Genomic DNA, 23,060 nt, shown 5'->3' with positions numbered 1-23,060 from the left:
GGCCGCCGGACCCGGTGACCAAAACCCGCTTACTTGGTGACGTTATCGTACCAGACCATATCGGCGTTCAGCCCCTGCTGATAGCCCTTCACGTTATCGCGCACCACGATCTGGGTTTTCCCCTGGTCAATAAAGACGTATGGCGAATGCTGCAGCAGGGATTCCTGCATCGTTTTGTACAGATCGAGGCGTTTCGCCGGGTCCGGCTCCGCCACCGCGGCGAGGGTGGCTTTATTCAGCTCAGGGATCTGCCAGCCGTTGAGCCCGGCCACGGTGCTGGACTTACCATCGTTCCAGGCAAAGGCGCTGGCGTTGGAATGCGCATCAAAGTAGTCCGGGATCCACAGGCGGATCGCCGCCTGATGCTGCTTCGCGCGTACCCGGGCATAAACCTGGCTGCCGGCGGCCGGCAGCAGATCCACTTTCACCCCGCCCTGGGCAAAGCTGGCCTGCAGCGACTGGGCGATGGTGATAAACGGCGGTTTGTTCTCCACGTCGAGGGTGAAGTGGGCATCCTTAATGCCCGCTTTATCGAGGATAGCCTTAGCTTTTTGCGGGTCGAAGGTGAACGGATTGGTTTCCAGCGCCCCCGGCAGGCCGGCCGGCAGGAAGCTTTGGTGAATAAAGTACTGGCCTTTCAGCAGGTTTTTGGTGATGCCCTCATAATCGACCAGCCAGCGCGCCGCCTCCCAGAAGGCCGGATTATTCAGCAGCGGGTTGGCGCTGTTGGCGGTATTAAACACCAGATAGTTCTGCTCGGCGGACGGGATGCTCAGCACCTTCACGCCGGGTTTATCCTGCAGGGCGGCAATCTGGTCAGCGCCGAGATCGCGGGCCACGTCGGCATCCCCCTGCTGGATCAGCAGGCGGCGGGAAGCCGGGTCGGGGACGTTTTTAATAATGATGCTCTTGATCTTCGGCGCGCCGGTGGGGGAGCTGGCGTTGGCTTCCAGCACGATGGCCTGATGCGGCTGGTAGACGCGCATTTTATAGGCCCCGCTGCCCGCCGAGTGCATCTTCAGCCAGTCGTTGCCGAAGTCATTATTTTTCGCGTTCGGCGCTACCTGTTTTTCATCAACGATGGAGGCGATAGGGGTGGAGAGAATATTCAGCGCCACCGCCGGGCTGACGTCGGCGGTCCAGTGCAGCGTCAGGGTATGGTCATCAATCTTTTTCAGCTGGCTGGCGATGTTGTCCGGCTGCCAGCCGAGCACGTTGAGAATAAACGCCGGCGATTTATTCAGCGTCACCGCACGGGTGTAAGAGAAAATAACATCTTCCGGGCGCAGCGGATTACCGGAGGCGAATTTGGCATCCGGCTTCAGTTTGATGGTCAGGGTTTTCGCCGCCGGATCGGCCTGCCAGCTTTCGGCGAGGATCGGTACGATTTTTTCAGGGTTGTTGCGGTCCGGCTGCACCAGACGCTGATAGAGGCTGGGGACCGTCTGAATGCTGGAGAGTTCGTTCGCTTCCGCCGGGTCGAGGCTGACGATATCGTCGAGACCCTGGGCGACCACCAGCGTGTTGGGCGGCGTAGCGGCATGCGCGGCGGCGGTGAGCGCCGTCAATACCAGTAAAGGCAACAGTTTTTTGGTCATGTGCAATCCCTGAAAAATGGTTGTTTTAATTTTTTATGCCTCGCTACGTTAGGCCGCTTGCCAAAAGGCGTAAAGTCAAAATAAGGATATCCTTATGCTAAAAACGCATATTCAAGATCGACAGGTTATTGCCGGTCGCGCAGAAGCGCCTTTCTCCGCTTCTGGCTTCTTGCTATAACAAATTGTCTATTGCAAGGAGGTGGGTGTGCCGGAAATCAATGAGTTTGGCCAGCAGGTAAACGATCTTGTCCCTGGCTGGCAGGGGGCGCAAGTCCTGCGGCGGACGGCGTTAAATGGCCGTTTTTGCCGACTGGAGCCGCTGGACGTTGACCGTCATGCGGCGGATCTGTTTGCCGCCTATGCGCTCGGCGACAACAGCGACTGGACGTGGCTGGCGTCTACGCGGCCGGAGAGCGTGGCGGCGACCGCCCACTGGATCGCGGGCAAGGTGAATGATGATGCTCTGGTGCCGTATGCGGTGGTTGACCTGCGTAGCGAGCAGGCGGTGGGCATCGTCAGCTATCTGGCGATCGAGCGGGAAATGGGCACGGTTGAGATCGGCCATGTCACCTGGTCGCGACGGATGAAAAACACCCCGCTGGGTACCGAAGCGGTCTGGCTGTTGCTGAAGAACGGCTTTGACCATGGCTACCGTCGGCTGGAGTGGAAATGCGATTCGATGAATGTCGCCTCGCGCCGGGCCGCCGAGCGGCTGGGCTTTAGCTGGGAAGGACGTCTGCGGCAGAGGCTGGTGCGTAAAGGGCGGACGCGCGACAGCGATATGCTGTCCATCATCGACGGCGAGTGGCCTGCGCGCGATGCGGCGCTGCGGGCATGGCTGGCGGCGGAGAACTTTACTGCCGACGGGCAGCAGATCAAACGCCTTGAGGCATTTCGTTAGGCCTGTATGGTGAATGGGCAGAGTGCATTACGCCAGCTCTGCCCATAAAAAGGCTATTTCTCGATCATCTGAATAATTTGATCCCGGTTAATAGCATGCTCATTTCCTGCGATGTCCTCATAGGTGATTAATCCATTATCGTCATCGACCTCGGGTTTTCCGTGGGTGATAATCATCTCACCATTTTTTTTCTCTAATACATAATTGCTGGAACACCCCGCAACGGTGAACGTTAATAATGCCAAACCGAATACTGCAACGAACTTTTTCATTGTGCTACCTGTTGTAAGAAAGCCACGGTGGGCCGCAGAATATGACAGACTAACCAGTTATCGAAAGTGGGTCATAATTAACACCGAATAAAGTATTAACATGGCGACTAACGTAATAACCACAATACAACGTTCAAGGGGCGTGGCCTTTTTCTTAGATTCATCATCTGGTTTTGTTAACATGATATTCTCTCTGTTAGCCCTGTCAGTGCTCCCGATTCCGACACCGGCAGAGGTGAGTTCTCGGCAATATTGTCGGGATGAACGACTTGCTAGTTGTTATTTAATACCCAGAGTTAAAGTAACGATTCCAGTGATAACCATTCAAAGACCCGTTCAGGCATTTTTGGCTAACACAACATTAAAAATATCATTTTTATGGCTGAAGCTGACTATGCCTGCCGCAGACCCTGTTGCGCAGGCAGTACGCTTATTATTTTTTGCGCCCGTAACGGATAAAAATACCTGATATTATCAATGCTCCGGGGCTGGAAACGGCAAACCCCGGATGACGTTATTGCATGATCCTCACCACAATATTAAACAGACGTATTTAATATGATGGGAACAGGCGTTCGCCGCTAAGTTAATATGATGCTATAGGTTCGTCGATTTACAGAATAAAGGTACCTTCAATAACCAGACAGGCTTCGCCTGATAGTTCAACACGTCCGTTATCTTTTATGTGGCAGAAGAGTTCTCCCTTACGGTTGCCACCTTGCTGGGCATGAAGGGTTTTTTTCGCCAGTTTTTCACTCCACAGCGGCGCCAGAAAAGTATGTGCCGAACCGGTGACCGGATCTTCGTTGACTCCCACCTGCGGACCGAACCAGCGAGAACGAAAATCGAAGGTCCGGGATGCGGCCGTGACCACCACGCCACGAGTGTTGAAGGCATTCAAGGCGTTAAAGTCGGGTTTGAGCGCGTCCAGCAGCGCTTCGTCATCAATGACGACAATAATATCGGAGGCTTGCCAGGTTTCACCTGCGTCTTCAGCCAGCCCCAGGGCCTTGAACAACCCTTGCGGCGCGGCGATGGGGGACGGAACAACCAGCGGAAAATCCAGGGTATATTTTCCGTCATGCAGCGTGACGTCCAGCGCGCCGCTGCGAGTGAAAAAACGCACCCGCTCGCGCGCTTGTTGATTGAGCAGCACGCTGGCCGCAGCCAGCGTGGCATGACCGCAGAGATCCACCTCGACGGCCGGGGTAAACCAGCGTAACCCGAAACCGTCAGGCTGCCTGACAACAAAGGCCGTTTCCGACAGGTTGTTTTCCGTCGCAATGTGCTGCAGCACGCTATCTTCAGGCCACGTCTCCAGCAAACAAACCGCGGCGGGATTGCCGGTAAAGGGGCCTTTCGAAAAAGCATCGACCTGATAAAAGCGAATGCGCTGCTGTGAATTATTTTTCATTCATCACCTCAAGGTCATTATAAACCGTATATCGTGTTACCCCCAGGGCCTGAGCCGCCTGCTGCACGCCCCCGCGCATCTTGAAAATACCTTTCGTATGCATTTCAGCGACAATTTTTAAACGCTGCGCTTTTTGTATTTTTTTACCCGGCACTGAATATTTATCAATGATTTCCTGAATTGACTGATCGATCAGCCCACCCAAATTAAGATCGACCGCCTCAGCGGCCTCTGACGGCGATGGCAGCAGCGCGTCAAGGCTTTTGCGTATTTGCTCATAAGGCGAGGGGTCGACATTAATACAGAAGGCGATAAGCGGATATCCCTCTTCGCTGTAATAAATTGTCGATGCGCTATTGAGCGTTTTCCCCGAAGCGGTGACGGTTTTATAATCGCTTATGGTTCTCGGCTTGTTGTTATTCGTCTTCTGCAGCAGCAGCGCAAAACCGGTATCTTTTTCCGGACCGGCTAACAAATGATCGCCATTACCCCTACCGCTAACATGTCCGTTAATGATTTTGATAATGGAATGTTCAGGGGTAGTGAGATTATGCAACACCACCTCCTGATTCGCTGATAATGTCCCCGCCATAGCGTCCATGGCTGCTTCAAGCGGCCCGGCAATCTGTGCAACCTGCTGTGTGTACTCTGATGTCATGGATGATCCTTTGCTTGCATCGTGATCAGGAAGCGATCCCGGAGCGCCATTTTACCATGGGAGATACGCTGACAGGATTAAATTATACGCATAATGTTTAATTATCAACAAAAAGTTGAATTTATAGTTTGGACAGCGTACCTTTTGCTGCAGAAAGCGTCAGCGCTCATGTCGGGTGCGTCTTTATGTTATGGAAATATAATGAGAATTTACGGCGTGATGGCCATTGCCGTTCTGCTGGTGGCCTGCGGAGTCATTCACCCCTTCGGCGACAAAACCGTCTATCAGTCCTATTCAGTATCCGATCGGCCGGGGCTGCAGTGGCGCTATGACTGCATACGCAGCGCCCTGAAGCCGCAAGGCTATGAGGTTGAGCGCATCTTCCCTGAGCAGAATGCGCCAAACTTCTTTGATATTTCGCAGTACGGCACACGAGTCGCCCAGATCGATATGTACCAGGTGGCTGGGGCGAGGACGATAAGTATCACCCTGATATCCGGTGCAAAACAGGTGAATGCTGCTGTTGATAGCATTATTCAGCCGTGCCTTGAGCGCTAAGGGATGCTGGAAAGGTGAGGAGTGTCCTTTCCGCACGGGAAAGGACAAGTGCGGCATAGACGATTAGCGGCGAACCGGCGCGTCGCCAGCGACATAATACGCCGCGGTGCTGCGCGGCAGCGGCTGGCGGCCGCGAATGGCGTCAGCCATCTTCTCGCCGATCATAATGGTGGTGGCGTTGAGGTTGCCGGTGATGATCTGCGGCATAATCGAGGCATCGACCACCCGCACGCCTTCCAGACCGTGGACGCGGCCCTCGCCATCGACCACCGCCATCTCGTCGTAACCCATCTTACAGGTCCCGCACGGGTGGAACGCGGTCTCGGCGTGGTTGCGCACAAACTCATCCAGCTCGGCATCGCTCTGGCATTCTGTTCCCGGACTGATTTCGCGGCCGCGATACTTATCCAGCGCCGGCTGGTTCATGATTTCGCGGGTAATGCGGATGGCGTCGCGGAACTCCTGCCAGTCCTGCTCATGGGACATATAGTTAAACAGGATCGCCGGATGGGCGTGCGGGTCGCGCGACTTCAGGCGCACGTGGCCGCGGCTGGGCGAACGCATTGAACCGACGTGGCACTGGAAGCCGTGCTCTTTCACCGCGTTGGAGCCATTGTAGTTAATCGCCACCGGCAGGAAGTGGTACTGAATGTTCGGCCAGGCGAACTCTGCGCGGCTGCGGATAAAACCGCCCGCTTCGAACTGGTTGCTGGCGCCGATGCCGGTGCCGCCGAACAGCCACTCGGCGCCGATCTTCGGCTGGTTCCACCACTGTAGCGCCGGGTAGAGCGACACCGGCTCTTTGCATTCATATTGCAGATACATCTCCAGATGGTCCTGCAGGTTCTCACCCACGCCGGGGAGATCGTGCACCACCGGGATATCGAACTGCCTGAGCAGCTCCGGGTTACCCACGCCGGAGCGCTGCAGGATCTGCGGCGAGGCAATCGCCCCGGCGCACAGCAGCACCTCTTTGTTGGCCGTCGCTTTTGACGGGATCGTGCTTTCTCCCTCCAGCCACTCGACGCCCACCGCGCGCTTGCCGGCAAAAATAATGTGATCGGTCAGCGCATGGGTGCGGATGGTCAGGTTCGGGCGACCGCGCGCCTGGTCGAGATAGCCGCGGGCGGTACTGGCGCGACGGCCCTGCGGCGTCACGGTGCGGTCCATCGGGCCAAAGCCTTCCTGCTGGTAGCCGTTGAGATCGTCGGTACGCGGATAACCCGCCTGCACCCCGGCGGTGACCATCGCCTCGAAGAGGGGATTATTACCCGGCTTCGGCGTCGTCACGCTCACCGGGCCATCGCCGCCGTGATAGTCGTTAGGCCCGATATCGCGGGTTTCCGCTTTCCGGTAGTAGGGCAGGCAGTCGAGATAGCTCCAGTGTTCCAGACCCGGCTCTTTGGCCCAGTTATCCAGATCCATCGCGTTACCGCGAATGTAGCACATGCCGTTGATCAGCGAGGAGCCGCCGAGCCCTTTGCCGCGTCCGCACTCCATGCGGCGATTGTTCATGTACGGCTCAGGTTCGGTTTCGTACGCCCAGTTGTAGCGTTTGCCCTGCAGCGGGTAAGCCAGCGCGGCGGGCATCTGGGTGCGGAAGTCGAACCGGTAGTCCGGGCCGCCGGCTTCCAGCAGCAGGACGGTGGTGTTTGGATCTTCAGTCAGTCGTGTCGCCAGAACGTTGCCGGCGGAGCCGGCGCCAATAATGATGTAGTCAAATTGCAAAAAAACCTCCCGGTTAAAATATGGACTGGAATTTACCCATCTCAACCTGGATGGACTTCACCTGGGTGTAACTCTGCAGCGTCATGACGCCATTCTCGCGGCCAATGCCGGAGTGCTTATAGCCGCCAACCGGCATCTCCGCCGGGGATTCACCCCAGCTGTTGATCCAGCAGATGCCGGCTTCCAGCTGGTGGATAAGACGGTGGGCACGGTTGAGGTTGGGCGTCACCACGCCGGCGGCGAGGCCGTATTCGGTGGCGTTGGCGCGGCGAATGACCTCCGCTTCGTCGGTATAGCTGAGGATCGACATCACCGGGCCGAAGATCTCTTCGCGCACGATAGTCATCTCGTCGCTACAGTCGGTAAACACCGTCGGGGCGACCCACGCGCCGTTATCGAAACCGTCGCCTTTCAGCGCCTCGCCGCCGCACAGCAGGCGCGCGCCTTCGTGTTTGCCGCTCTCGATATAGCGCAGAACGTTGTCGCGATGGGGGAAGCTGACCAGCGGGCCGAAGTTGGTGTCATCGGCAAACAGATCGCCGGGGCGGATGCGGCCCACGCGTTCGAGGATCTTGTGCTCGAATTCCGCCTTCTGTTTCGCCGGGACAAACACCCGGGTGCCGTTGGTGCACACCTGACCGGAGCTGTAGAAGTTGGCCATCATGGCGATATCGGCGGCGAGGTCGAGGTCGGCATCGTCGGCGATAATCAGCGGCGATTTACCGCCCAGCTCCATGGTGACCTCTTTCAGCGACGAGGCCGCGGAGTTGGCCATCACTTTTTTGCCGCTGGCGACGCCGCCGGTGAAGGAGATTTTGGCGATACCCGGATGTTCGGTCAGATACTGGCCGGTCTCCGCGCCGATCCCCGGCAGGACGTTAAACACCCCGTCCGGCAGGCCCGCTTGGCTGTAAATTTCCGCCAGCTTGAGGGCGGTGAGCGGGGTGACCTCGCTCGGTTTGAAAATCATCGCATTGCCGGCGGCCAGCGCTGGCGCCGATTTCCACAGGGCGATCTGGATCGGGTAGTTCCACGCGCCGATCCCGGCTACCACCCCCAGCGGTTCGCGACGGGTATAGACGAAGGAACTGTCGCGCAGCGGGATCTGGCTACCTTCCAGCGCCGGGATCAAGCCAGCGTAATACTCCAGCACGTCGGCGCCGGTGACGATATCGACGGCGGCGGTTTCGCTGAGGGGTTTCCCGGTATCCAGCGTCTCCAGCCGCGCCAGCTCATCGTTGCGCTGGCGCAGAAGGTCGACGGCGCGACGCAGGATGCGCGAGCGTTCCATGGCGGTCATCGCCGCCCAGATTTTTTGCCCACGCTGCGCGCTTTCAACGGCGCGGTCGACATCCTCGCGTCCGGCAGCCTGAACGGTCGCCAGCACCTCGCCAGTGGCAGGGTTGATGGTCTCGAAGGTGCGACCGCTGGTGGCCGATGTATAACCACCATTAATATAAAGCTGCTGTTCTGCCATTCGGGACATAACGCCTCCTCGGTTATGGGTTCGGTAAATGCTGACGAATAAAGTGGCTGGTCAGCGACTGCGCCAGCGTCTTATCCAGCGGTTTGCCGCTGAGCGCCGCCCGCAGCCACAGGCCGTCTATCAGCGCCGCCAGCCCGTAGCCGGCCTCCTGCGCCTGCTCGCGCGGCAGCTCGCGGCGGAATTCGTACACCAGGTTCGACAGCAGCCGACGGCTGCTGACCTGCTGTAACCGATAAAGCATCGGCTGGTGCATGCTGCTGGCCCAGAAGGCCAGCCAGGCCTTCATCGCCGCGCTGCTGATCTGCGTCTCATCAAAGTTGCCGCCGACAATCGCCTGCAGGCGCTGGCTGGCGCTGCCGTCCGGCAGGGCGTGCAGACGGTTGAGCACCGCGTCGCGCAGCTGGCTGGTGATGTCGCGCATGGTCGCCTCCAGCAGACCATTTTTATCTTTGAAATAGTGACTGATGATCCCCGTCGATACGCCCGCCCGTCGGGCGATCTGCGCGATGGTCGCATCATGCATTCCGACTTCATTTATTGCGTCCAGCGTGGCGTCGATCAGTTGCCTGCGCCGGATTGGCTGCATCCCCAGTTTGGGCATTTTTGCCACTCCATTCATCAGCGTTGGTTAACTATTAAAGCGGTTTTTGATTGGACGTTCAATATAAAATGTGTCTTAATTGTTACGTTATTGAATTTTAATAGTTACAAAAACAGTGGGGATACTGGATGACAGATCTTTCGCAAAACAGAGAAAAGGACAAAATCAATCCGGTGGTTTTTTATACCTCGGCCGGACTGATTTTGTTGTTTTCCCTGATGACGATCTTTTTTCGCGATTTTTCTGCCGAGTGGATTGGGCGCACCCTCAACTGGGTGTCGAAAACCTTCGGCTGGTACTATCTGCTGGCGGCGACGCTGTATATCGTCTTCGTCGTCTGCATTGCCTGCTCGCGCTTCGGCTCGGTGAAGCTCGGGCCGGAGCAGTCAAAGCCCGAGTTCAGCCTGCTGAGCTGGGCGGCGATGCTGTTCGCCGCCGGGATCGGTATCGACCTGATGTTCTTCTCGGTCGCCGAGCCGGTGACGCAATATATGCAGCCGCCGGAAGGGGCGGGGCAGACCATCGAGGCGGCGCGCCAGGCGATGGTCTGGACGCTGTTTCACTATGGCTTAACCGGTTGGTCAATGTATGCCCTGATGGGTATGGCGCTGGGATACTTTAGCTATCGTTATAATTTGCCGCTCACCATCCGCTCGGCGCTGTACCCGATTTTTGGCAAACGGATCAATGGGCCCATCGGCCACAGCGTCGATATTGCGGCGGTGATCGGCACCATCTTCGGCATCGCCACCACCCTCGGTATCGGCGTCGTGCAGCTCAACTACGGTCTGAGCGTGCTGTTCGATATTCCGGACTCGCTGGCGGCGAAAGCGGCCCTGATTGCGCTGTCGGTGATCATCGCCACCATCTCGGTCACCTCCGGGGTGGACAAGGGCATCCGCGTGCTCTCCGAGCTGAACGTCGCCCTCGCGCTGGGGTTGATCCTGTTCGTGCTCTTCATGGGCGATACCTCCTTCCTGCTCAATGCGTTAGTGCTGAACGTCGGCGACTACGTCAACCGCTTTATGGGCATGACGCTGAACAGCTTCGCCTTCGACCGCCCGGTGGAGTGGATGAATAACTGGACGCTCTTTTTCTGGGCGTGGTGGGTGGCCTGGTCGCCGTTTGTGGGCCTGTTCCTGGCGCGCATTTCGCGCGGACGCACCATCCGCCAGTTTGTGATGGGCACCCTGATTATTCCGTTCACCTTTACCCTGCTGTGGCTATCGGTGTTCGGCAACAGCGCGCTGTATGAGATTATTCACGGCGACGCGGCCTTTGCCGAGGAGGCGATGCTCCACCCGGAACGCGGATTCTACAGCCTGCTGGCGCAGTACCCGGCGTTTACCTTTAGCGCGTCGGTGGCGACCATTACCGGTCTGCTGTTCTACGTCACCTCCGCCGACTCCGGCGCGCTGGTGCTGGGGAACTTCACCTCGAAGCTGAAGGACATCAACAGCGACGCCCCGAACTGGCTGCGCATCTTCTGGTCGGTGGCCATCGGTCTGTTGACCCTCGGGATGCTGATGACCAACGGCATCTCGGCGCTGCAGAACACCACGGTGATCATGGGTCTGCCGTTCAGCTTTGTGATTTTCTTCGTGATGGCCGGACTGTATAAATCCCTGAAAGTGGAAGATTACCGCCGGGTCAGCGCCAGTCGCGACACCGCCCCGCGTCCGATGGGCCTCCAGGATCGTCTGAGCTGGAAGAAGCGCCTGTCGCGGCTGATGAATTACCCGGGCACGCGCTATACCAAACAGATGATGGAGACGGTGTGCTACCCGGCGATGGAGGAGGTAGCCCAGGAGCTGCGGCTGCGCGGCGCCGCGGTGGAACTGAAGAGCCTGCCGCCGGAAGAGGGCGAGAACCTGGGCCACCTCGATCTGCTGGTGCACATGGGCGACGAGCAGAACTTTATCTACAAGATCTGGCCGCAGCAGTACTCGGTGCCGGGCTTTACCTATCGGGCGCGCAGCGGGAAATCCACCTATTACCGGCTGGAAACCTTCCTGCTGGAGGGCAGTCAGGGTAACGACCTGATGGACTACAGCAAAGAGCAGGTGATCACCGATATTCTCGACCAGTACGAACGGCACCTGAACTTTATCCATCTGCACAGGGAAGCGCCGGGGAACAGCGTGATGTTCCCGGATGGCTAATCAGGGAAGCCCCCGTCGGGAAAAGGCTGACGGGGGCGACGGGCGGTTACGGGTAGTTAAAGGCGTCCGGATGGTTGTCGAGGCTACCGCTGAGGGCGGCAAACAGCACGGTTTTGCCATCGATGGACAGGGCATCGCTGACGTTAAGCCAGGTCAGCTTCTCCTGGTCGGTTTTTTCATCGACCACCGAGTAAACGCCGGACATCTGTTTGCTTTTCTCCGACCAGATCACCGCGATACGTTCATGGCCGCAGTCGTGGGGTTTGCAGGCGCTTAACACCTGCCAGGATTCGCTACCCAGCTTCACCGTCTGCGCGGGCGAACCGGTGCCGCCGGTGGTTACCCAGGCGGGTAGCTGATGGCCTTTGACCATCTGGTTAAACGACGCCCGGGTGGCGGCATCGTGGGCCAGACTGTTCAACGTGACATCGCCTTGCGCCATGACGCTGGCGGAGGCGGCTAAGGTGATGATAGCGGTAAGCGCTTTAAACATGTTTCCTCCTGGACTTATTCCGTCCTCATAACAAGCCTCTTTATAGTGAGCGTAGGGAATGATTAATGCAAACTCTGACATATTTTCTGTGAATGATTAGAAGCGGTGCGCGCATGGACGTTACGCTAAGCGATATGCCATGATGCGGATTGATTTATTTTCCAAATATATGCCCTTGTGATAAAGCAGTTAGCGAAATGGCATAGTTATTCAGGCGATAAAGCATGGCGTATGTGAATCATCTACTGACGTTTATTGAGAGTAATCCGGCGCTGGCGGTGGGGTTTAATCTTATTCTGCTGCTGGTCTCCGGCATATTTGCCCATCTTTTATGCAAGTTCTTGCTGATTAAAGTGGTGCGTAAGGTCTTCTTTAGTAGCCACAAACAGGATGTGCCGCTGGAGAAGGATCGACGCATCGCCGAAAAACTGTCCAATTTCATTCCGGTTATTATCGTCTATTACGTCCTGCAGTTTATGCCGGCGATGCCGGCATCGCTGGTGACGGCGATTAATACCATCTGCGGGATCTTGTTTTTTATTTTTATGTCGGTGTTTTTCAACGAGATGCTGGATATTGTCAACAGCTCTTATCTGCGAAAGACCAAACGTAAAAATCATTCCATTAAGGGCTATATCCAGATAGGCAAAATCTTAGTTCACATCCTGGCGGCGATTATGATCCTCGCCGTGATGTCGAACAAATCGCCCATCATTATTATCTCCAGTCTGGGGGCCGTGGCGGCGGTGCTGATGATCGTGTTCCAGCATACCCTGCTGTCGCTGGTGGCGAACGTTCAGTTGTCGTCTAACGACGTTCTCCAGCTGGGGGACTGGATTGAAATGCCTGACAAGAACCTCAGCGGTGAAGTGACGGACATCGCGCTGCACACCATTACCATCCGCAACTGGGACAATACGATCTCCCGCATCCCGACCAAGAATTTCCTCACCGAGACCTATACCAACTGGCAGGCGATGTTCTCCTCCGGGGCGCGGCGGATCATGCGCAGTATCGCCATCGATCAGCACTCGGTGCGTTTTCTCGACCAGGAGATGCTCTCCTCGATGCTGACCATCCGCGGGGTGAGTGAGCCTTTGGGCACGCTGCTTGACGGCCGGGATCCCGGCGGCGTGGCCGATCGCTGGTTTGTCGATAACGGGCTGACCAACCTGACCCTGTTTCGCCACTATCTGATGCACTATCTCGCCGAGCGACCGGATATTATTAAGGAGATGTACATTGTGGCGAGAACGCTGAAACCGTCGCCGTCGGGCATCCCGCTGGAGATTTACTGCTTCACCTCCTCGACGCTGTGGAAAGACTACGAAAACACCCAGTCGGCGATATTTGAGTACATTACCGCGGTGGCCGGACAGTTTTCCCTGCGACTTTATCAGTATCCCGCCGGGCACGATTTCTGGCGTCTCTCCCAGGAGCACGCCGCCCGGACGGGCCTGCCGCCGTCGGCCGAAGGCTAAGCGCTGATTTGCTGGCGCCAGAGGGCGATCTCCTCCCCCAGCCAGGCGATGAACCGGGCGACTTCCGGCCGGTTCTCCGCCTGCGGGGAGACGGTTAGCCAGTAGTGCCAGGGGTAGGGGACGGTGACGGCGGTGAGCTGCACCAGCTCGCCGCGGGCTATCGCCCCCGCCACCAGCGAGCGCCGCTCCAGCGCTACGCCGGCCCCCAGGCGGACCGCCTCCAGCACCAGATTGGAGTCGTTCAGACGCAGGCCCGCGGGGACGATCGGCTTTTCCAGTCCCGCCTGGCTGCACCAGGCATGCCAGGACTCCATGGAAAAAATAATATCGCTGGCGGCGATCGCCTGCGGGGTGGTCGGCAGGTCGCCGCTGCGATAATGCGGCGCGGCCACCACCAGTTGTTCATCGGCAAACAGATGCCGGCTTTCCATCCCCTCCCAGTCGCCTTGCCCCATGCGAATGGCCAGATCAATACCCTCCTGTTGCAGGTTAACCACCGCCAGGCTGGTCAGCAGGCGCACCGCGATCTGCGGATGCCGCGCCTGAAAGCGCGCCAGCCGCGGCAGCAGCCAGTGGCAGCCAAAGGAGGGGAGCGTCGCCAGGGTCACTTCCAGGGTGCGGGGTTTGATCTGCACCATGCGCGTGGCGTCGGCGATGTGCTGTAACGCCTCGCGGATTTGCAGGGCATAGAGCCGTCCTTCTTCTGTGATGCGCACCCCGCGGCCGTGGCGGATAAAGAGCGTGACGCCGACCAGCGCTTCCAGCTGTTTGATGTGCTGGCTGACCGCCGAATGGGTCACGCTCAACTCGTGGGCGGCCTGCGTCACGCTGCCGAGGCGCGCCACCGCCTCAAAGCTGCGCAGGCTGGCGAAAGGGGGAAAATCTGCCATGGTGGTTTCTCTGTCAGTGAGTCGATACGTTAACGTTACTACCGGGTTAGCGGCTTTTAAAGCCGCTGCAAACAGGCTGAAAAGGAGCCAAATGCTGCCTCAGTCGGTATAGCACAAGGGGAACTGGAGGGCTACCGCGAATCGCCAATCTGTTAGTTTGACTAACCATTGCGGTAAGTATCCCGTGATATTCGCGGCCTCGGTTTTCCAGTAAGGTAAAGCCGCAACCCCTTTATCGCAGGCAGGAGTGACGATGAAACTCATTGGTATGATGGATTCACCTTATGTAAGACGCGTGGCGGTTTCTCTGGCGCTCTATGGCGTGGAATTCGAGAGCCTGCCGCTCTCGGTCTTTAGCGGCTTTGACGAATTTTCCCGTATTAATCCGGTGGTCAAGGCGCCGACGGTGGTGCTCGATAACGGGACGCAACTGATGGACTCCACCCTGATCCTCCACTATTTCGAAACGACCAATCCCACCGGGCGCCGGCTGCTTCCCGCGCATCCCGAGGCGCTGGCCCGCGATCTGCACCTGCTGGGGGTGATCCTCGCCGCCAGTGAAAAAGCGGTCCAGCATGTTTATGAGCACCGTCTGCGGCCGGAAGAGAAGCAGCATCAGCCGTGGATAGCCCGGGTGACCGGCCAACTGCTCGCCGCCTGTCGGGAATGGGACGCCCGGCTGGCAGACCGCGCCGCCGCCGCGCAGCCGGATCAGGTGCTGGTCACCAGCACGGTGGTCTGGTCCTTTATCCAGTTGATGATCCCGGCGGTGGTGTCGGCAGCGGCGTTTCCTCATATCCGCGCGCTGGCGGAGAAGGGGGAGGCGCTGCCGGTATTTCAACAGTATCCGCTGGTTTAACGGCAGGGATGGGGAGGGGCGCCGCAGCGTGGCGCCCTGAAGCAGGAGAGGATCACCAGCAGACAAACCCGCCGTCGACCACCAGGTCTACGCCGGTGCAGAACGAGGCGGCGTCGCTGGCGAGGAACAGCGCCGGGCCGGCCATCTCTTCCACCTTCGCCATTCGCTGCATCGGCGTCTGGCTTTCAAACTCGCGGGTCTGGTGCACCATCTCCGGACGGGTATTCATCGGCGTGGCGGTATATCCCGGGCTGATGGAATTGACGCGGATCCCTTTGCCCACCCACTCCATCGCCAGGCTTTTCGACAGATGGATCACGCCGGCTTTAGAGCAGTTGTAATGTGCCTGGTCGAGGCCGCGGTTAACGATAATCCCCGACATCGAGGCGATATTGATAATCGACCCGCCGCCGGACTCCAGCATCAGTTCCGCTTCCGCTTTGCAGGAGTTCCATACGCCGGTGAGATTGATATCGATCACCCGCTGCCATTGCTCGCTCTTCATCTCCAGCGCCGGATTGGCGTTGGCGATCCCGGCGGCGTTGACGGCGATGTCGAGGCGGCCAAAGCGGTTTTTGGCCAGCGCGACGGCGGCGCGCAGGTCGGCAATCTGGCGGACATCGCCGGTATAAGAACAAGCCTGACCGCCGATGGATTCAATATGGCTGACTGTTTCCGCCAGCCCGCCGTCGTCGCGAAGATCAAAACAGACTACCCGCGCACCCGCGCTGGCGAGGCTGCAGGCGATGGTCTGGCCGATACCGCTGCCGGCGCCGGTGACGAAGGCGACGCGCCCCTGCAGGTTAAACAGCTGCTGTGCAAAATCTTTACCGATCATAATGTTTACTCTCTTCAATATAGTGTCGAACGTCGGGAGCCCTGTTTCCCGAATGGCGGCGCGCCGCGCCTTATCCGGGCAACCTTTCGGCGGTGTTACGTAGCCCCGGTAAGCGAAGCGCCACCGGGGGGCCGTCCCGGCGTGGTGGCGCCAATGCGGGACGCCTTATTCGGGCGATGGGGCCCGCTAACCCGCGGGGGATTACGACATAATCAAACCGCCATCGATATTGATGGTCTGCCCGGTGAGATAGCGCGCGTCGTCGGAGGCGAGGAAGGCCACCAGCCCGGCCACGTCTTCCGGTTTACCGGCGCGTTTCATCGGAATGCCCTCGACCCACTCGGCCATCAGTTCGCCCTTGCCGTAGCGCTTCTGCTCGGTGCTGAGAATTTCGCCCCACACGCGATCGTTGTAATCCCACATTTCGCTTTCAATAATGCCCGGGCAGAAGGCGTTGACGGTGATATTCCACGGCGCCAGCTCGTGAGCCAGGCTTTGGGTAATGCCGATCACGCCCATTTTGCTGGCGGCATAATGCGGCGTGTAGATAAAGCCCTGTCGCCCCTGGCCGGAAGAGGTATTGATCAGGCTGCCGTGATTCTGTTTCACCATATATTTGGCCGCCTCGCGGCAGCACAGCCACACGCCGGTGGTGTTGACCGCCAGCACTTTTTCGAAATCGGCTTTTGGCATCCGGTCGTAGTAATCGATGGTGATCACCCCGGCGTTCTGAATGGAGACGTCAATGGTGCCGAAGCGCGCGGCGGCCTGCTCATACAGCGACTGCACCTGCGCTTCGTCGGTGACATCGACCTGCAGCGATAAAATATCCGCCTGATAGCGCTGACGCAGGGTTTCGGCGGTCTCGTGAACGCGCTCGGCGTTGGAGACCATCACCAGATTCGCGCCGTCGCGGGCAAAGCGCTCCGCAATACCTGCGCCGATGCCGCGGCAGGCGCCGGTGATCACCACCGTTTTGTTCTGGAAATCTCGTTGCATATTTTTTCCCTTTCGCTGAGCCGGGCACCAGGCCCGGCGGAAGATGTGAATCGTTGCCGGTTAGCTGGAGGTGGCGCCGTTGGGGGGGATGGCGGCCAGTTTCTCCTCGTGGCGGCGCATCAGGATGACCTTGCTCTGCAGCTTCTGCTGGAACTGGTCGACGACCACAGCGGTGACGATCACCACGCCTTTAATCACCATCTGCCAGAAGTCGCTAACGCCCATCATCACCATGCCGTCGGCAAGGAAGACGATGACGAAGGCGCCGATAATTGACCCGGTTACCCGGCCGCGGCCGCCGGCCAGCGCAGTGCCGCCGAGCACGGTGGCGCCGATGGCGTCCATCTCAAACATGTTGCCGGTCATCGGGTGTGCGGTTTGCAGCTGTGATGCGACGATCAGGCCGACAAACGCCGCGCACAGGCCGGAGAAGGCATAGACGAATATTTTCGCTTTCACGATCGGCACGCCGGCGAGGCGGGCGGCGGATTCGTTGCCGCCGATGGCGTAGATGTAGCGGCCAAGCGGCGTTTTGGTGGTCAGCCAGTAGCCCAGCACGAGGAAGCCGATCATCAGCCAGATCGGCAGATAGACGCCGAGCAGGGTGCCGGAGCCGAGGGTGGCGAAACCGGTGTTGCCCAGCGCTTCCATGCCGTTGAGATTCGGGTAGGTGCTCCCGTCGTTAAACAGCAGCGCGGAGCCGCGGGCGACGTACATCATGCCTAAGGTGCAGATAAACGGCGCCACGCCGAAGCGGGTGATCACCGCGCCGTTGACCAGACCGACCAGCACGCCGAAGATCGCCACGCAGAGGATCACCTCCGGGACGTTAAAGAAAATAACATCGCCGTTCCACAGCGGCAGGCCGTTGGTCAGCAGCGCGCCCGCCACCATGCCGCAGATCCCCGCCACCGCGCCGACGGACAGGTCAATGCCGCCGGTGAGAATGACCAGCGTCATGCCGATGGCCAGCAGGCCGGTGATCGCCACGTGCTGGGTCATGATCAGCAGGTTAGAGGCGGTCAGGAAGTTGGGTACCATCACGCTGAAGAACGCGATCACCAGCAGGAGGGCGATAAAGGTGCGGGCCTTCAGCAGGTACATATAAATCATATATTTCTGGTTCATGATGGATTCCAGCCTGATTAATCTTGAGGTGTTGAAGCCGCGATTAACTGTTCGCGGGTCACCGCGTGACGCGGTAGATCGGCGGTAATGCGGCCATCGGCCATCACCAGGATGCGGTCGGCAAGGGCCATCACCTCATCCAGCTCCGAAGATGAGAACATCACCGCCAGCCCCTGCTGGGCCATTTTGCCGATCAGGTGATAGACGTCGGTTTTCGCGCCGACGTCGATGCCGCGCGTCGGTTCGTCGAGGAACACCACCTGCGGCTGGGTCATCAGCGCTTTACCCAGCACCACTTTTTGTTGATTGCCGCCGCTCAGCGAGGTGATGGGCAATGTGGCGTCGCTGACCTTGATCGCCAGCTGCTGGATCATCTCTTTCACGCAGGACTCTTCTTTCTGCGGATTCAACCAGCGCCAGGCGCGGCGGAACCCCTGCAGGCTGAAATCAGAGAGCGTCATGTTGGCCTGAATCGACATCATCTGCACCACGCCTTCGCCCTGACGGTCCTCCGGCACCAGCGCCAGCCCCTTTTTCAGGCGCTGTTGAAAGCGAGATTTGCCGATGCTTTCGCCGTTAAGATGCACCTCGCCGCGCTGGCAGGGCATCAAGCCGACCAGGCCTTTAAACAGCTCGGTGCGCCCGGCGCCCAGCAGGCCGTAAATACCGATCACTTCGCCTTTGCTGAGGGTGAAGGTGACGTCATTAAGTTTGTAGCCGCCGCTCGGATGCAGCGCGGTCAGCCCTTTGACGTCAAGCACTGCGTCGCCTTTCGGCGCCGGTTGATAATCAAAGTGTTTTTTCTTATCACCGACCATCTGCTCGATGATCCACGGAACGCTGGCGTCGCTGACGTGACGCTCGCTGATAAAACGACCGTCGCGGAAAATGGTGATGTTGTCGCCAATCTCCATCAGCTCTTCGAGGCGATGCGAGATATAGATGATGGTCACGCCGCGGCGTTTAAGCTGCGCGATCACCTTGAACAGCACTTTGACCTCAGACTGGCTCAGCGCCGAGGTGGGTTCGTCCATGATCAGCACGCGGGTGTCTTTCGACAGGGCGCGGGCAATCTCGACTAACTGCTGGTGGCCGATACCGAGTTCACCCAGCGGAGCATAAGGATCGACATCCAGCTCCAGCCGTTCCAGCAGCGATTTGGCCAGCGCGTACTGGTATTTTTCGTTAATGCGTCCTTTCTGAAAGAATTCATTCGCCATGAAGATGTTGTCCATCACATTCATATTGGGGAATAAATTCAGTTCCTGAAAAATAATACTGATGCCCAGTTTTTCTGCCTGATGCGTCGACTGTAATGAAACCGCTTCGCCATCGAGAATAATTTGCCCGGAAGAGGGCGTTTCCACACCGGCAAGCATTTTCATCATGGTGGATTTACCCGCACCATTTTCTCCGATCAGCACGTTGACCTTATTTCGATAGACCCGGTAATTGACATTATCCAGGGCGGTCACGCCGGGATAGACGCGCGAAAGGCCGCGGGTTTCGATAATCACTTCGGACTCAACGGGCTGGGGAGCGACGAGATCGTGCGGCGCCATATTATTGTCCCCCCGCATGAATGATTTTCGCCGGGGTAATTTCCGGGAGGGTTTGCGGAATATCCCAGGCCGAGAAGACGCCGTACACCTCCACGCTGTCGCCGGTTTTGACGTTGGCTGTCTGAATCATTTTGACCGCCTGACTGTTGATATTCTTGCTGTACTCGCCGAACAGCACCTGGTCATTAAAGTCCTGATAGCTGGCGCCGCTGTAGCCGTCGCGCAGCTGGGTGCCGCGCAGGGTAGGGCCAATCTGCACCGTCACCTTGCCGACGCTGGCGTCGGACAGGGTCATTTTGCCGCTGCGCGAGGCGGTATCGAGTTTGCTGACGGTGCCTGAAACCTTGACGTAGAAGATGCAGGGGTTTTCATCCTGCGCACGGTAGCCGAGGGTTTTACAGGCGCTATCAATGTCTTTTGCCGCCTTGAGCGCGCTCATCAGTTCCGCCGCCGGACGCGCTTTCGTCACCACCTGCGGTACGATGCTCTGCTGCCAGGTTTTATCCATATTCGCCATATGCGGGTTGGGCGGGGATTTCAGGTCTGCCAGCTCCTGCTGCGAGACGATGCGACAGCCCCCTAGCGCCAGTACGGCCAGCGTCAGACAGGTTTTCTTAAACATAATGCTCTCCTCTGCGCCCCCGCGGGGGCGCAACCACCCGAACTCAGGACTTAATGTTGAAATCCTGGACTTTATCGGCGTTATCCTGGGTAATCAGAATGCCGCGGAACATCACGCGCTGCTTCGCTGGCTTCTCGCCTTTTTGCAGGTAGTTATCCAGATCGGTGACGCCCTGAGCGGCGATGGCCTGCGCCTGCAGCATCACGGTTGCCTGCAGGGTGCCGGCTTTCACGGCGTCGCGCTCATCGTTGCTGCCGTCGATGCCGACGACGATCACATCGCTACGGTTGGCTGCTTTCAGCGCCGCAATCGCGCCGAGGGCTACCGGCCCGTTGCCACAGATGACGCCTTTCACGTCGGGGTGAGCCTGCAGGATGCTGTCCATGATGCGTTTGCCGTCGATCAGGGTGCCTTTGGCATCCTGTTTCGCCACGCTGACCATATCCGGATACTGGTCAATGACCTGATGGAAAGATTTAGAACGGGTGACGCAGTTATTATCGGCGAGGTTGCAGGTCAGCTCGGCGTATTTGCCTTTCTCCGCCATTTTTTCCACGAAGACGTTGGCGACCTCAGAGCCGGCCTGGAAGTTATTGTGGGTAATTTGTTCCAGCGCCACATCATCAACCGGAATTTCACGGTTAATTAAGACCACCGGAATGCCGGCTTTTTTGGCTTTTTCAATGGCGGCGACGCTGGCGGTGGAATCAGCGTTATCGAGAATAATGCCCTGCACTTTTTTACCAATCGCGGTGTCGATAAGCTCATTCTGCTTTTTGACATCTTCGCCATGGGACAGCACGGTGGTTTTATAGCCGAGCGCCTGGGCTTTTTCGCTGGCGCCTTTGGCTTCCGAGGCGTAATACGGGTTATCCAGCGAGTTGACCATGATCATAATGGTGCCTTTCTCCGCGGCGTGTGCGGCAAAGGAGAAGGCGGTCAGGGTAGCAGCGGTTAAAAGGGTTATACGTAATTTCATGACTCTGTTCCTGTATTTTTATATTCGAACAAATGAGCCCCTGAGCGGGCAGGCTTTTACGGTCTGAAATTTCCCCTGATGTATTCGGGGATAGCGATATCGTTATGGGCCGGGTTTCTCCTGTGATAAGTGAATGCGTGTCGTCGCGCAGTCTGGCGGTCAGGCTGGCGAGTCCGGTTTCCATAATGTTCGGTCGACCGCATGGCGCCACTCCTGCCAGCGCGTTTGTAAGCGCTGGTGGCGGGCCATGTCGGGCTGAAAGGTGCTGTGTTCGGTTAAGAAGGCCTGCAGATCGGCGGTCGACCCCGGATGGAGCGCTTTGCGCGCCAGCAACGCCGCGCCGATGGCAGACAGCTCCGGCACGTCGCTGCGCATCACCGGGCAGCCGAGCAGATCGGCCTGGTATTGCATCAGCCAGTCATTGTTGGTCGGCCCGCCGTCCACCATCAACGCCGTCAGGGTGAACTCCTCATGCTGACGCATCGCTACCACCACGTCGGCTATCTGATAGGTGATGGACTCCAGCGCCGCACGGATCAGATGCGCGCGTTTCACCCCGCGACTCAGGCCGCAAATCACGCCGCGGGCGCTGTCGTCCCACCAGGGGGCGCCAAGACCGGTCAGCGCCGGCACGAAGTAGACCCCGAGGGTTGAGTCGACGGAGGCGGGGAGGGTATTCAGCTCATGGGCCAGCTCGGCGGCAGAGAGTTCGCTCAGTCCGGTGCTGTCCGCCATCCAGGCGACGGCATCGCCGGTGTGGGGAATATTCCCTTCCAGGCCCCACACCAGCTGGTCGCCATCGTGCCAGGCGACAGTGGTCGCCAGCGCGTCGATATCGCACTGGGCCGATTTGACCGGGGCCATGACCGAAGAGCCGGTGCCGTAGGTGGCTTTGACGCAGCCTGCCTCGCCGAGCGCGTGGCCGAACAGTGCCGCGTGGGAGTCGCCGATCATCGCCATGATCGGAATACCGTCCGGAATGGCGGCCAGTCCTTTGGTATGGCCGAAGAGGCCGCTCGACGGTTTAATGTCCGGCAACGCCGCGCGCGGAATGCCGAACAGCGTCAGCATCTCGTCGTCCCACTCGCCGCGGTGCAGGTTCAGCAGCTGGGTGCGGGCGGCATTGGAGTAGTCGCAGCAGAAGGCTTCTCCAGCGGTCAGATTCCACAGCAGCCAGCTGTCGATGGTGCCGAGGCAAATCTCACCGCGTTCGGCGCGCAGGTGGCCATCGACAGTCGCATCCAGCAGCCAGCGCATTTTGGAGGCCGAGAACAGCGGGGCGATTGGCAGGCCGGTGGCACGCTTAATGTGCTGTTCCTGACGATCGTGACGCAGCTTATCGCAGAACGCGGCGCTGCGGGTGCATTGCCAGGTGATCGCCGCGTTAATCGGTTCACCGCTGTCGCGATACCAGCCGATGGCGGTTTCCCGCTGGTTGCTGATGGCCAGCGCGGCGACGTTTTCCGCGCCAACGTGGGCCACCGCGCTGGCGATCACCGTCAGTGAGGCGGTCACCAGCGCTTCGCCCGATTGCTCCACCCAGCCGTCGCGCGGCGTTTGGATCGCCAGCGGCTGCGAGAATTTGACGATAACTTTGCCCCGGCTATCCAGCACCACCGCTTTGGCGTTGGTGGTGCCTTCATCCAGGGCAATGATGAACTCTTTTGCTGTCGCCTGCATCGTGCTCTCCTCGGTCACTCGGTGTCCTGGAACCGCGAAGACGAGGAATATCTCCCACCGTCTCCTGCGTCTGTGCAGGCCATGTTGTGACATTTCGTTATCATCTTTTTAATCACTGAATATATATTCGATAGTGATTATTTATTTGATA

22 protein-coding genes are annotated in these 23,060 nt (G+C 58.4%); 6 read left to right on the top strand and 16 right to left on the bottom strand.

Going from position 1 to position 23,060, the window contains the following annotated elements; all coding sequences use genetic code 11:
• Window positions 1-29: 29 nt before the first annotated feature.
• Window positions 30-1,598 carry an ABC transporter substrate-binding protein gene (locus tag DTA24_RS21110; protein WP_008805560.1) on the bottom strand — a complete coding sequence of 523 codons (1,569 nt, stop codon included), beginning with the start codon at window positions 1,596-1,598 and terminating at the stop codon, window positions 30-32.
• Between the two features lie 205 nt (window positions 1,599-1,803).
• Here DTA24_RS21110 and DTA24_RS21105 point away from each other — a divergent pair, with 205 nt between their 5' ends.
• Window positions 1,804-2,499, top strand: a complete 696-nt coding sequence (locus DTA24_RS21105) for a GNAT family N-acetyltransferase (protein ID WP_023339762.1) — start codon at window positions 1,804-1,806, stop codon at window positions 2,497-2,499.
• A 53-nt stretch (window positions 2,500-2,552) separates the two neighbouring features.
• On the opposite strand, the gene DTA24_RS21100 is transcribed toward DTA24_RS21105, so the two are convergent.
• Entirely contained in the window at window positions 2,553-2,771 is a 219-nt protein-coding gene (locus tag DTA24_RS21100; RefSeq protein WP_022064792.1) for a YgdI/YgdR family lipoprotein, read from the bottom strand.
• Between the two features lie 100 nt (window positions 2,772-2,871).
• On the opposite strand from DTA24_RS21100, the gene DTA24_RS21095 reads away from it, so the two are divergent.
• Window positions 2,872-3,240: a hypothetical protein gene (locus DTA24_RS21095; protein WP_123837055.1), complete on the top strand. Its 369-nt coding sequence runs from the start codon at window positions 2,872-2,874 to the stop codon at window positions 3,238-3,240.
• Between the two features lie 144 nt (window positions 3,241-3,384).
• Here the strand turns inward: DTA24_RS21095 and DTA24_RS21090 are convergent, their stop codons facing one another.
• Both DTA24_RS21090 and DTA24_RS21085 read right to left on the bottom strand, forming a co-directional pair.
• Window positions 3,385-4,185: a PhzF family phenazine biosynthesis protein gene (locus DTA24_RS21090; RefSeq protein WP_012542505.1), complete on the bottom strand. Its 801-nt coding sequence runs from the start codon at window positions 4,183-4,185 to the stop codon at window positions 3,385-3,387.
• Window positions 4,175-4,843 carry a transcriptional regulator gene (locus tag DTA24_RS21085; RefSeq protein WP_012542504.1) on the bottom strand — a complete coding sequence of 223 codons (669 nt, stop codon included), beginning with the start codon at window positions 4,841-4,843 and terminating at the stop codon, window positions 4,175-4,177. Before DTA24_RS21085 ends, DTA24_RS21090 begins: the two co-directional genes overlap by 11 nt.
• 201 nt (window positions 4,844-5,044) lie before the next feature.
• On the opposite strand from DTA24_RS21085, the gene DTA24_RS21080 reads away from it, so the two are divergent.
• Window positions 5,045-5,401 carry a hypothetical protein gene (locus DTA24_RS21080; RefSeq protein ID WP_012542503.1) on the top strand — a complete coding sequence of 119 codons (357 nt, stop codon included), beginning with the start codon at window positions 5,045-5,047 and terminating at the stop codon, window positions 5,399-5,401.
• Between the two features lie 63 nt (window positions 5,402-5,464).
• Here the strand turns inward: DTA24_RS21080 and betA are convergent, their stop codons facing one another.
• From betA to betI, 3 genes are read right to left on the bottom strand one after another with little or no spacing between them, the layout of a single operon-like run.
• Window positions 5,465-7,129: a choline dehydrogenase gene (gene betA, locus DTA24_RS21075; RefSeq protein ID WP_043875638.1), complete on the bottom strand. Its 1,665-nt coding sequence runs from the start codon at window positions 7,127-7,129 to the stop codon at window positions 5,465-5,467.
• Between the two features lie 13 nt (window positions 7,130-7,142).
• Complete coding sequence (gene betB / locus DTA24_RS21070) at window positions 7,143-8,615, bottom strand: betaine-aldehyde dehydrogenase (protein ID WP_123837054.1); 1,473 nt, start codon at window positions 8,613-8,615, stop codon at window positions 7,143-7,145.
• A 13-nt stretch (window positions 8,616-8,628) separates the two neighbouring features.
• On the bottom strand, window positions 8,629-9,216 hold the full coding sequence (gene betI / locus DTA24_RS21065) for a transcriptional regulator BetI (protein ID WP_004151671.1): 588 nt from the start codon (window positions 9,214-9,216) through the stop codon (window positions 8,629-8,631).
• Window positions 9,217-9,344: 128 nt separating this feature from the next.
• On the opposite strand from betI, the gene betT reads away from it, so the two are divergent.
• Window positions 9,345-11,378, top strand: a complete 2,034-nt coding sequence (gene betT / locus DTA24_RS21060; protein WP_022064797.1) for a choline BCCT transporter BetT — start codon at window positions 9,345-9,347, stop codon at window positions 11,376-11,378.
• Window positions 11,379-11,424: 46 nt separating this feature from the next.
• Here betT and ivy read toward each other — a convergent pair whose 3' ends face one another.
• Window positions 11,425-11,871, bottom strand: coding sequence for an Ivy family C-type lysozyme inhibitor (ivy, locus tag DTA24_RS21055; RefSeq protein WP_023322205.1), 447 nt, complete (start codon window positions 11,869-11,871; stop codon window positions 11,425-11,427).
• A gap of 224 nt (window positions 11,872-12,095) precedes the next feature.
• Between ivy and DTA24_RS21050 the strand changes: the two genes are divergently transcribed.
• Window positions 12,096-13,352 (top strand): mechanosensitive ion channel family protein, encoded by a 1,257-nt coding sequence (locus DTA24_RS21050; protein ID WP_008805566.1) that lies wholly within the window; start codon window positions 12,096-12,098, stop codon window positions 13,350-13,352.
• Here DTA24_RS21050 and DTA24_RS21045 read toward each other — a convergent pair.
• A complete protein-coding gene (locus DTA24_RS21045; protein WP_123837053.1) occupies window positions 13,349-14,242 on the bottom strand; it encodes a LysR substrate-binding domain-containing protein in 894 nt (297 codons plus the stop codon). The two genes, DTA24_RS21050 and DTA24_RS21045, sit on opposite strands and share 4 nt — an antisense overlap.
• A 253-nt stretch (window positions 14,243-14,495) precedes the next feature.
• Here DTA24_RS21045 and DTA24_RS21040 point away from each other — a divergent pair, with 253 nt between their 5' ends.
• A complete protein-coding gene (locus DTA24_RS21040) occupies window positions 14,496-15,101 on the top strand; it encodes a glutathione S-transferase (protein WP_023287352.1) in 606 nt (201 codons plus the stop codon).
• Window positions 15,102-15,153: 52 nt separating this feature from the next.
• Here DTA24_RS21040 and DTA24_RS21035 read toward each other — a convergent pair whose 3' ends face one another.
• From DTA24_RS21035 to DTA24_RS21005, 7 genes are all read right to left on the bottom strand, one after another.
• Window positions 15,154-15,939 carry an SDR family oxidoreductase gene (locus DTA24_RS21035; protein WP_012968735.1) on the bottom strand — a complete coding sequence of 262 codons (786 nt, stop codon included), beginning with the start codon at window positions 15,937-15,939 and terminating at the stop codon, window positions 15,154-15,156.
• A gap of 201 nt (window positions 15,940-16,140) precedes the next feature.
• Window positions 16,141-16,938 carry an SDR family oxidoreductase gene (locus tag DTA24_RS21030; protein WP_004191416.1) on the bottom strand — a complete coding sequence of 266 codons (798 nt, stop codon included), beginning with the start codon at window positions 16,936-16,938 and terminating at the stop codon, window positions 16,141-16,143.
• A 60-nt stretch (window positions 16,939-16,998) separates the two neighbouring features.
• On the bottom strand, window positions 16,999-18,066 hold the full coding sequence (locus tag DTA24_RS21025; RefSeq protein ID WP_044649621.1) for an ABC transporter permease: 1,068 nt from the start codon (window positions 18,064-18,066) through the stop codon (window positions 16,999-17,001).
• 17 nt (window positions 18,067-18,083) lie between these two features.
• Window positions 18,084-19,628 carry a sugar ABC transporter ATP-binding protein gene (locus DTA24_RS21020; RefSeq protein ID WP_002893593.1) on the bottom strand — a complete coding sequence of 515 codons (1,545 nt, stop codon included), beginning with the start codon at window positions 19,626-19,628 and terminating at the stop codon, window positions 18,084-18,086.
• A gap of 1 nt (window position 19,629) precedes the next feature.
• Window positions 19,630-20,250 (bottom strand): DUF2291 family protein, encoded by a 621-nt coding sequence (locus DTA24_RS21015; RefSeq protein WP_004176927.1) that lies wholly within the window; start codon window positions 20,248-20,250, stop codon window positions 19,630-19,632.
• Between the two features lie 43 nt (window positions 20,251-20,293).
• The gene (locus tag DTA24_RS21010; RefSeq protein ID WP_004176926.1) at window positions 20,294-21,229 is read right to left on the bottom strand and encodes a D-ribose ABC transporter substrate-binding protein; all 936 of its coding nucleotides are present in this window, start codon (window positions 21,227-21,229) and stop codon (window positions 20,294-20,296) included.
• Between the two features lie 159 nt (window positions 21,230-21,388).
• Window positions 21,389-22,909, bottom strand: coding sequence for an FGGY family carbohydrate kinase (locus DTA24_RS21005; RefSeq protein ID WP_100751313.1), 1,521 nt, complete (start codon window positions 22,907-22,909; stop codon window positions 21,389-21,391).
• Between the last annotated feature and the right edge of the window lie 151 nt (window positions 22,910-23,060).

The sequence above is a fragment of the Klebsiella sp. P1CD1 genome, from assembly GCF_003790505.1.
Taxonomy (GTDB): Bacteria; Pseudomonadota; Gammaproteobacteria; order Enterobacterales; family Enterobacteriaceae; genus Klebsiella; species Klebsiella variicola.
This window is presented reverse-complemented; position numbering and strand designations above follow the sequence as displayed.

What these genes read in the sequence shown, in the direction of transcription:
- DTA24_RS21110 (WP_008805560.1), bottom strand. Translation starts at nt 1,598, where the DNA reads ATGACCAAAAAACTGTTGCCTTTACTGGTATTGACGGCGCTCACCGCC.
- DTA24_RS21100 (WP_022064792.1), bottom strand. Translation starts at nt 2,771, where the DNA reads ATGAAAAAGTTCGTTGCAGTATTCGGTTTGGCATTATTAACGTTCACC.
- DTA24_RS21095 (WP_123837055.1), top strand. Translation starts at nt 2,872, where the DNA reads ATGGCGACTAACGTAATAACCACAATACAACGTTCAAGGGGCGTGGCC.
- DTA24_RS21090 (WP_012542505.1), bottom strand. Translation starts at nt 4,185, where the DNA reads ATGAAAAATAATTCACAGCAGCGCATTCGCTTTTATCAGGTCGATGCT.
- DTA24_RS21085 (WP_012542504.1), bottom strand. Translation starts at nt 4,843, where the DNA reads ATGACATCAGAGTACACACAGCAGGTTGCACAGATTGCCGGGCCGCTT.
- DTA24_RS21080 (WP_012542503.1), top strand. Translation starts at nt 5,045, where the DNA reads ATGAGAATTTACGGCGTGATGGCCATTGCCGTTCTGCTGGTGGCCTGC.
- betB (WP_123837054.1), bottom strand. Translation starts at nt 8,615, where the DNA reads ATGTCCCGAATGGCAGAACAGCAGCTTTATATTAATGGTGGTTATACA.
- betI (WP_004151671.1), bottom strand. Translation starts at nt 9,216, where the DNA reads ATGCCCAAACTGGGGATGCAGCCAATCCGGCGCAGGCAACTGATCGAC.
- betT (WP_022064797.1), top strand. Translation starts at nt 9,345, where the DNA reads ATGACAGATCTTTCGCAAAACAGAGAAAAGGACAAAATCAATCCGGTG.
- ivy (WP_023322205.1), bottom strand. Translation starts at nt 11,871, where the DNA reads ATGTTTAAAGCGCTTACCGCTATCATCACCTTAGCCGCCTCCGCCAGC.
- DTA24_RS21050 (WP_008805566.1), top strand. Translation starts at nt 12,096, where the DNA reads ATGGCGTATGTGAATCATCTACTGACGTTTATTGAGAGTAATCCGGCG.
- DTA24_RS21045 (WP_123837053.1), bottom strand. Translation starts at nt 14,242, where the DNA reads ATGGCAGATTTTCCCCCTTTCGCCAGCCTGCGCAGCTTTGAGGCGGTG.
- DTA24_RS21040 (WP_023287352.1), top strand. Translation starts at nt 14,496, where the DNA reads ATGAAACTCATTGGTATGATGGATTCACCTTATGTAAGACGCGTGGCG.
- DTA24_RS21035 (WP_012968735.1), bottom strand. Translation starts at nt 15,939, where the DNA reads ATGATCGGTAAAGATTTTGCACAGCAGCTGTTTAACCTGCAGGGGCGC.
- DTA24_RS21030 (WP_004191416.1), bottom strand. Translation starts at nt 16,938, where the DNA reads ATGCAACGAGATTTCCAGAACAAAACGGTGGTGATCACCGGCGCCTGC.
- DTA24_RS21025 (WP_044649621.1), bottom strand. Translation starts at nt 18,066, where the DNA reads ATGAACCAGAAATATATGATTTATATGTACCTGCTGAAGGCCCGCACC.
- DTA24_RS21020 (WP_002893593.1), bottom strand. Translation starts at nt 19,628, where the DNA reads ATGGCGCCGCACGATCTCGTCGCTCCCCAGCCCGTTGAGTCCGAAGTG.
- DTA24_RS21015 (WP_004176927.1), bottom strand. Translation starts at nt 20,250, where the DNA reads ATGTTTAAGAAAACCTGTCTGACGCTGGCCGTACTGGCGCTAGGGGGC.
- DTA24_RS21010 (WP_004176926.1), bottom strand. Translation starts at nt 21,229, where the DNA reads ATGAAATTACGTATAACCCTTTTAACCGCTGCTACCCTGACCGCCTTC.
- DTA24_RS21005 (WP_100751313.1), bottom strand. Translation starts at nt 22,909, where the DNA reads ATGCAGGCGACAGCAAAAGAGTTCATCATTGCCCTGGATGAAGGCACC.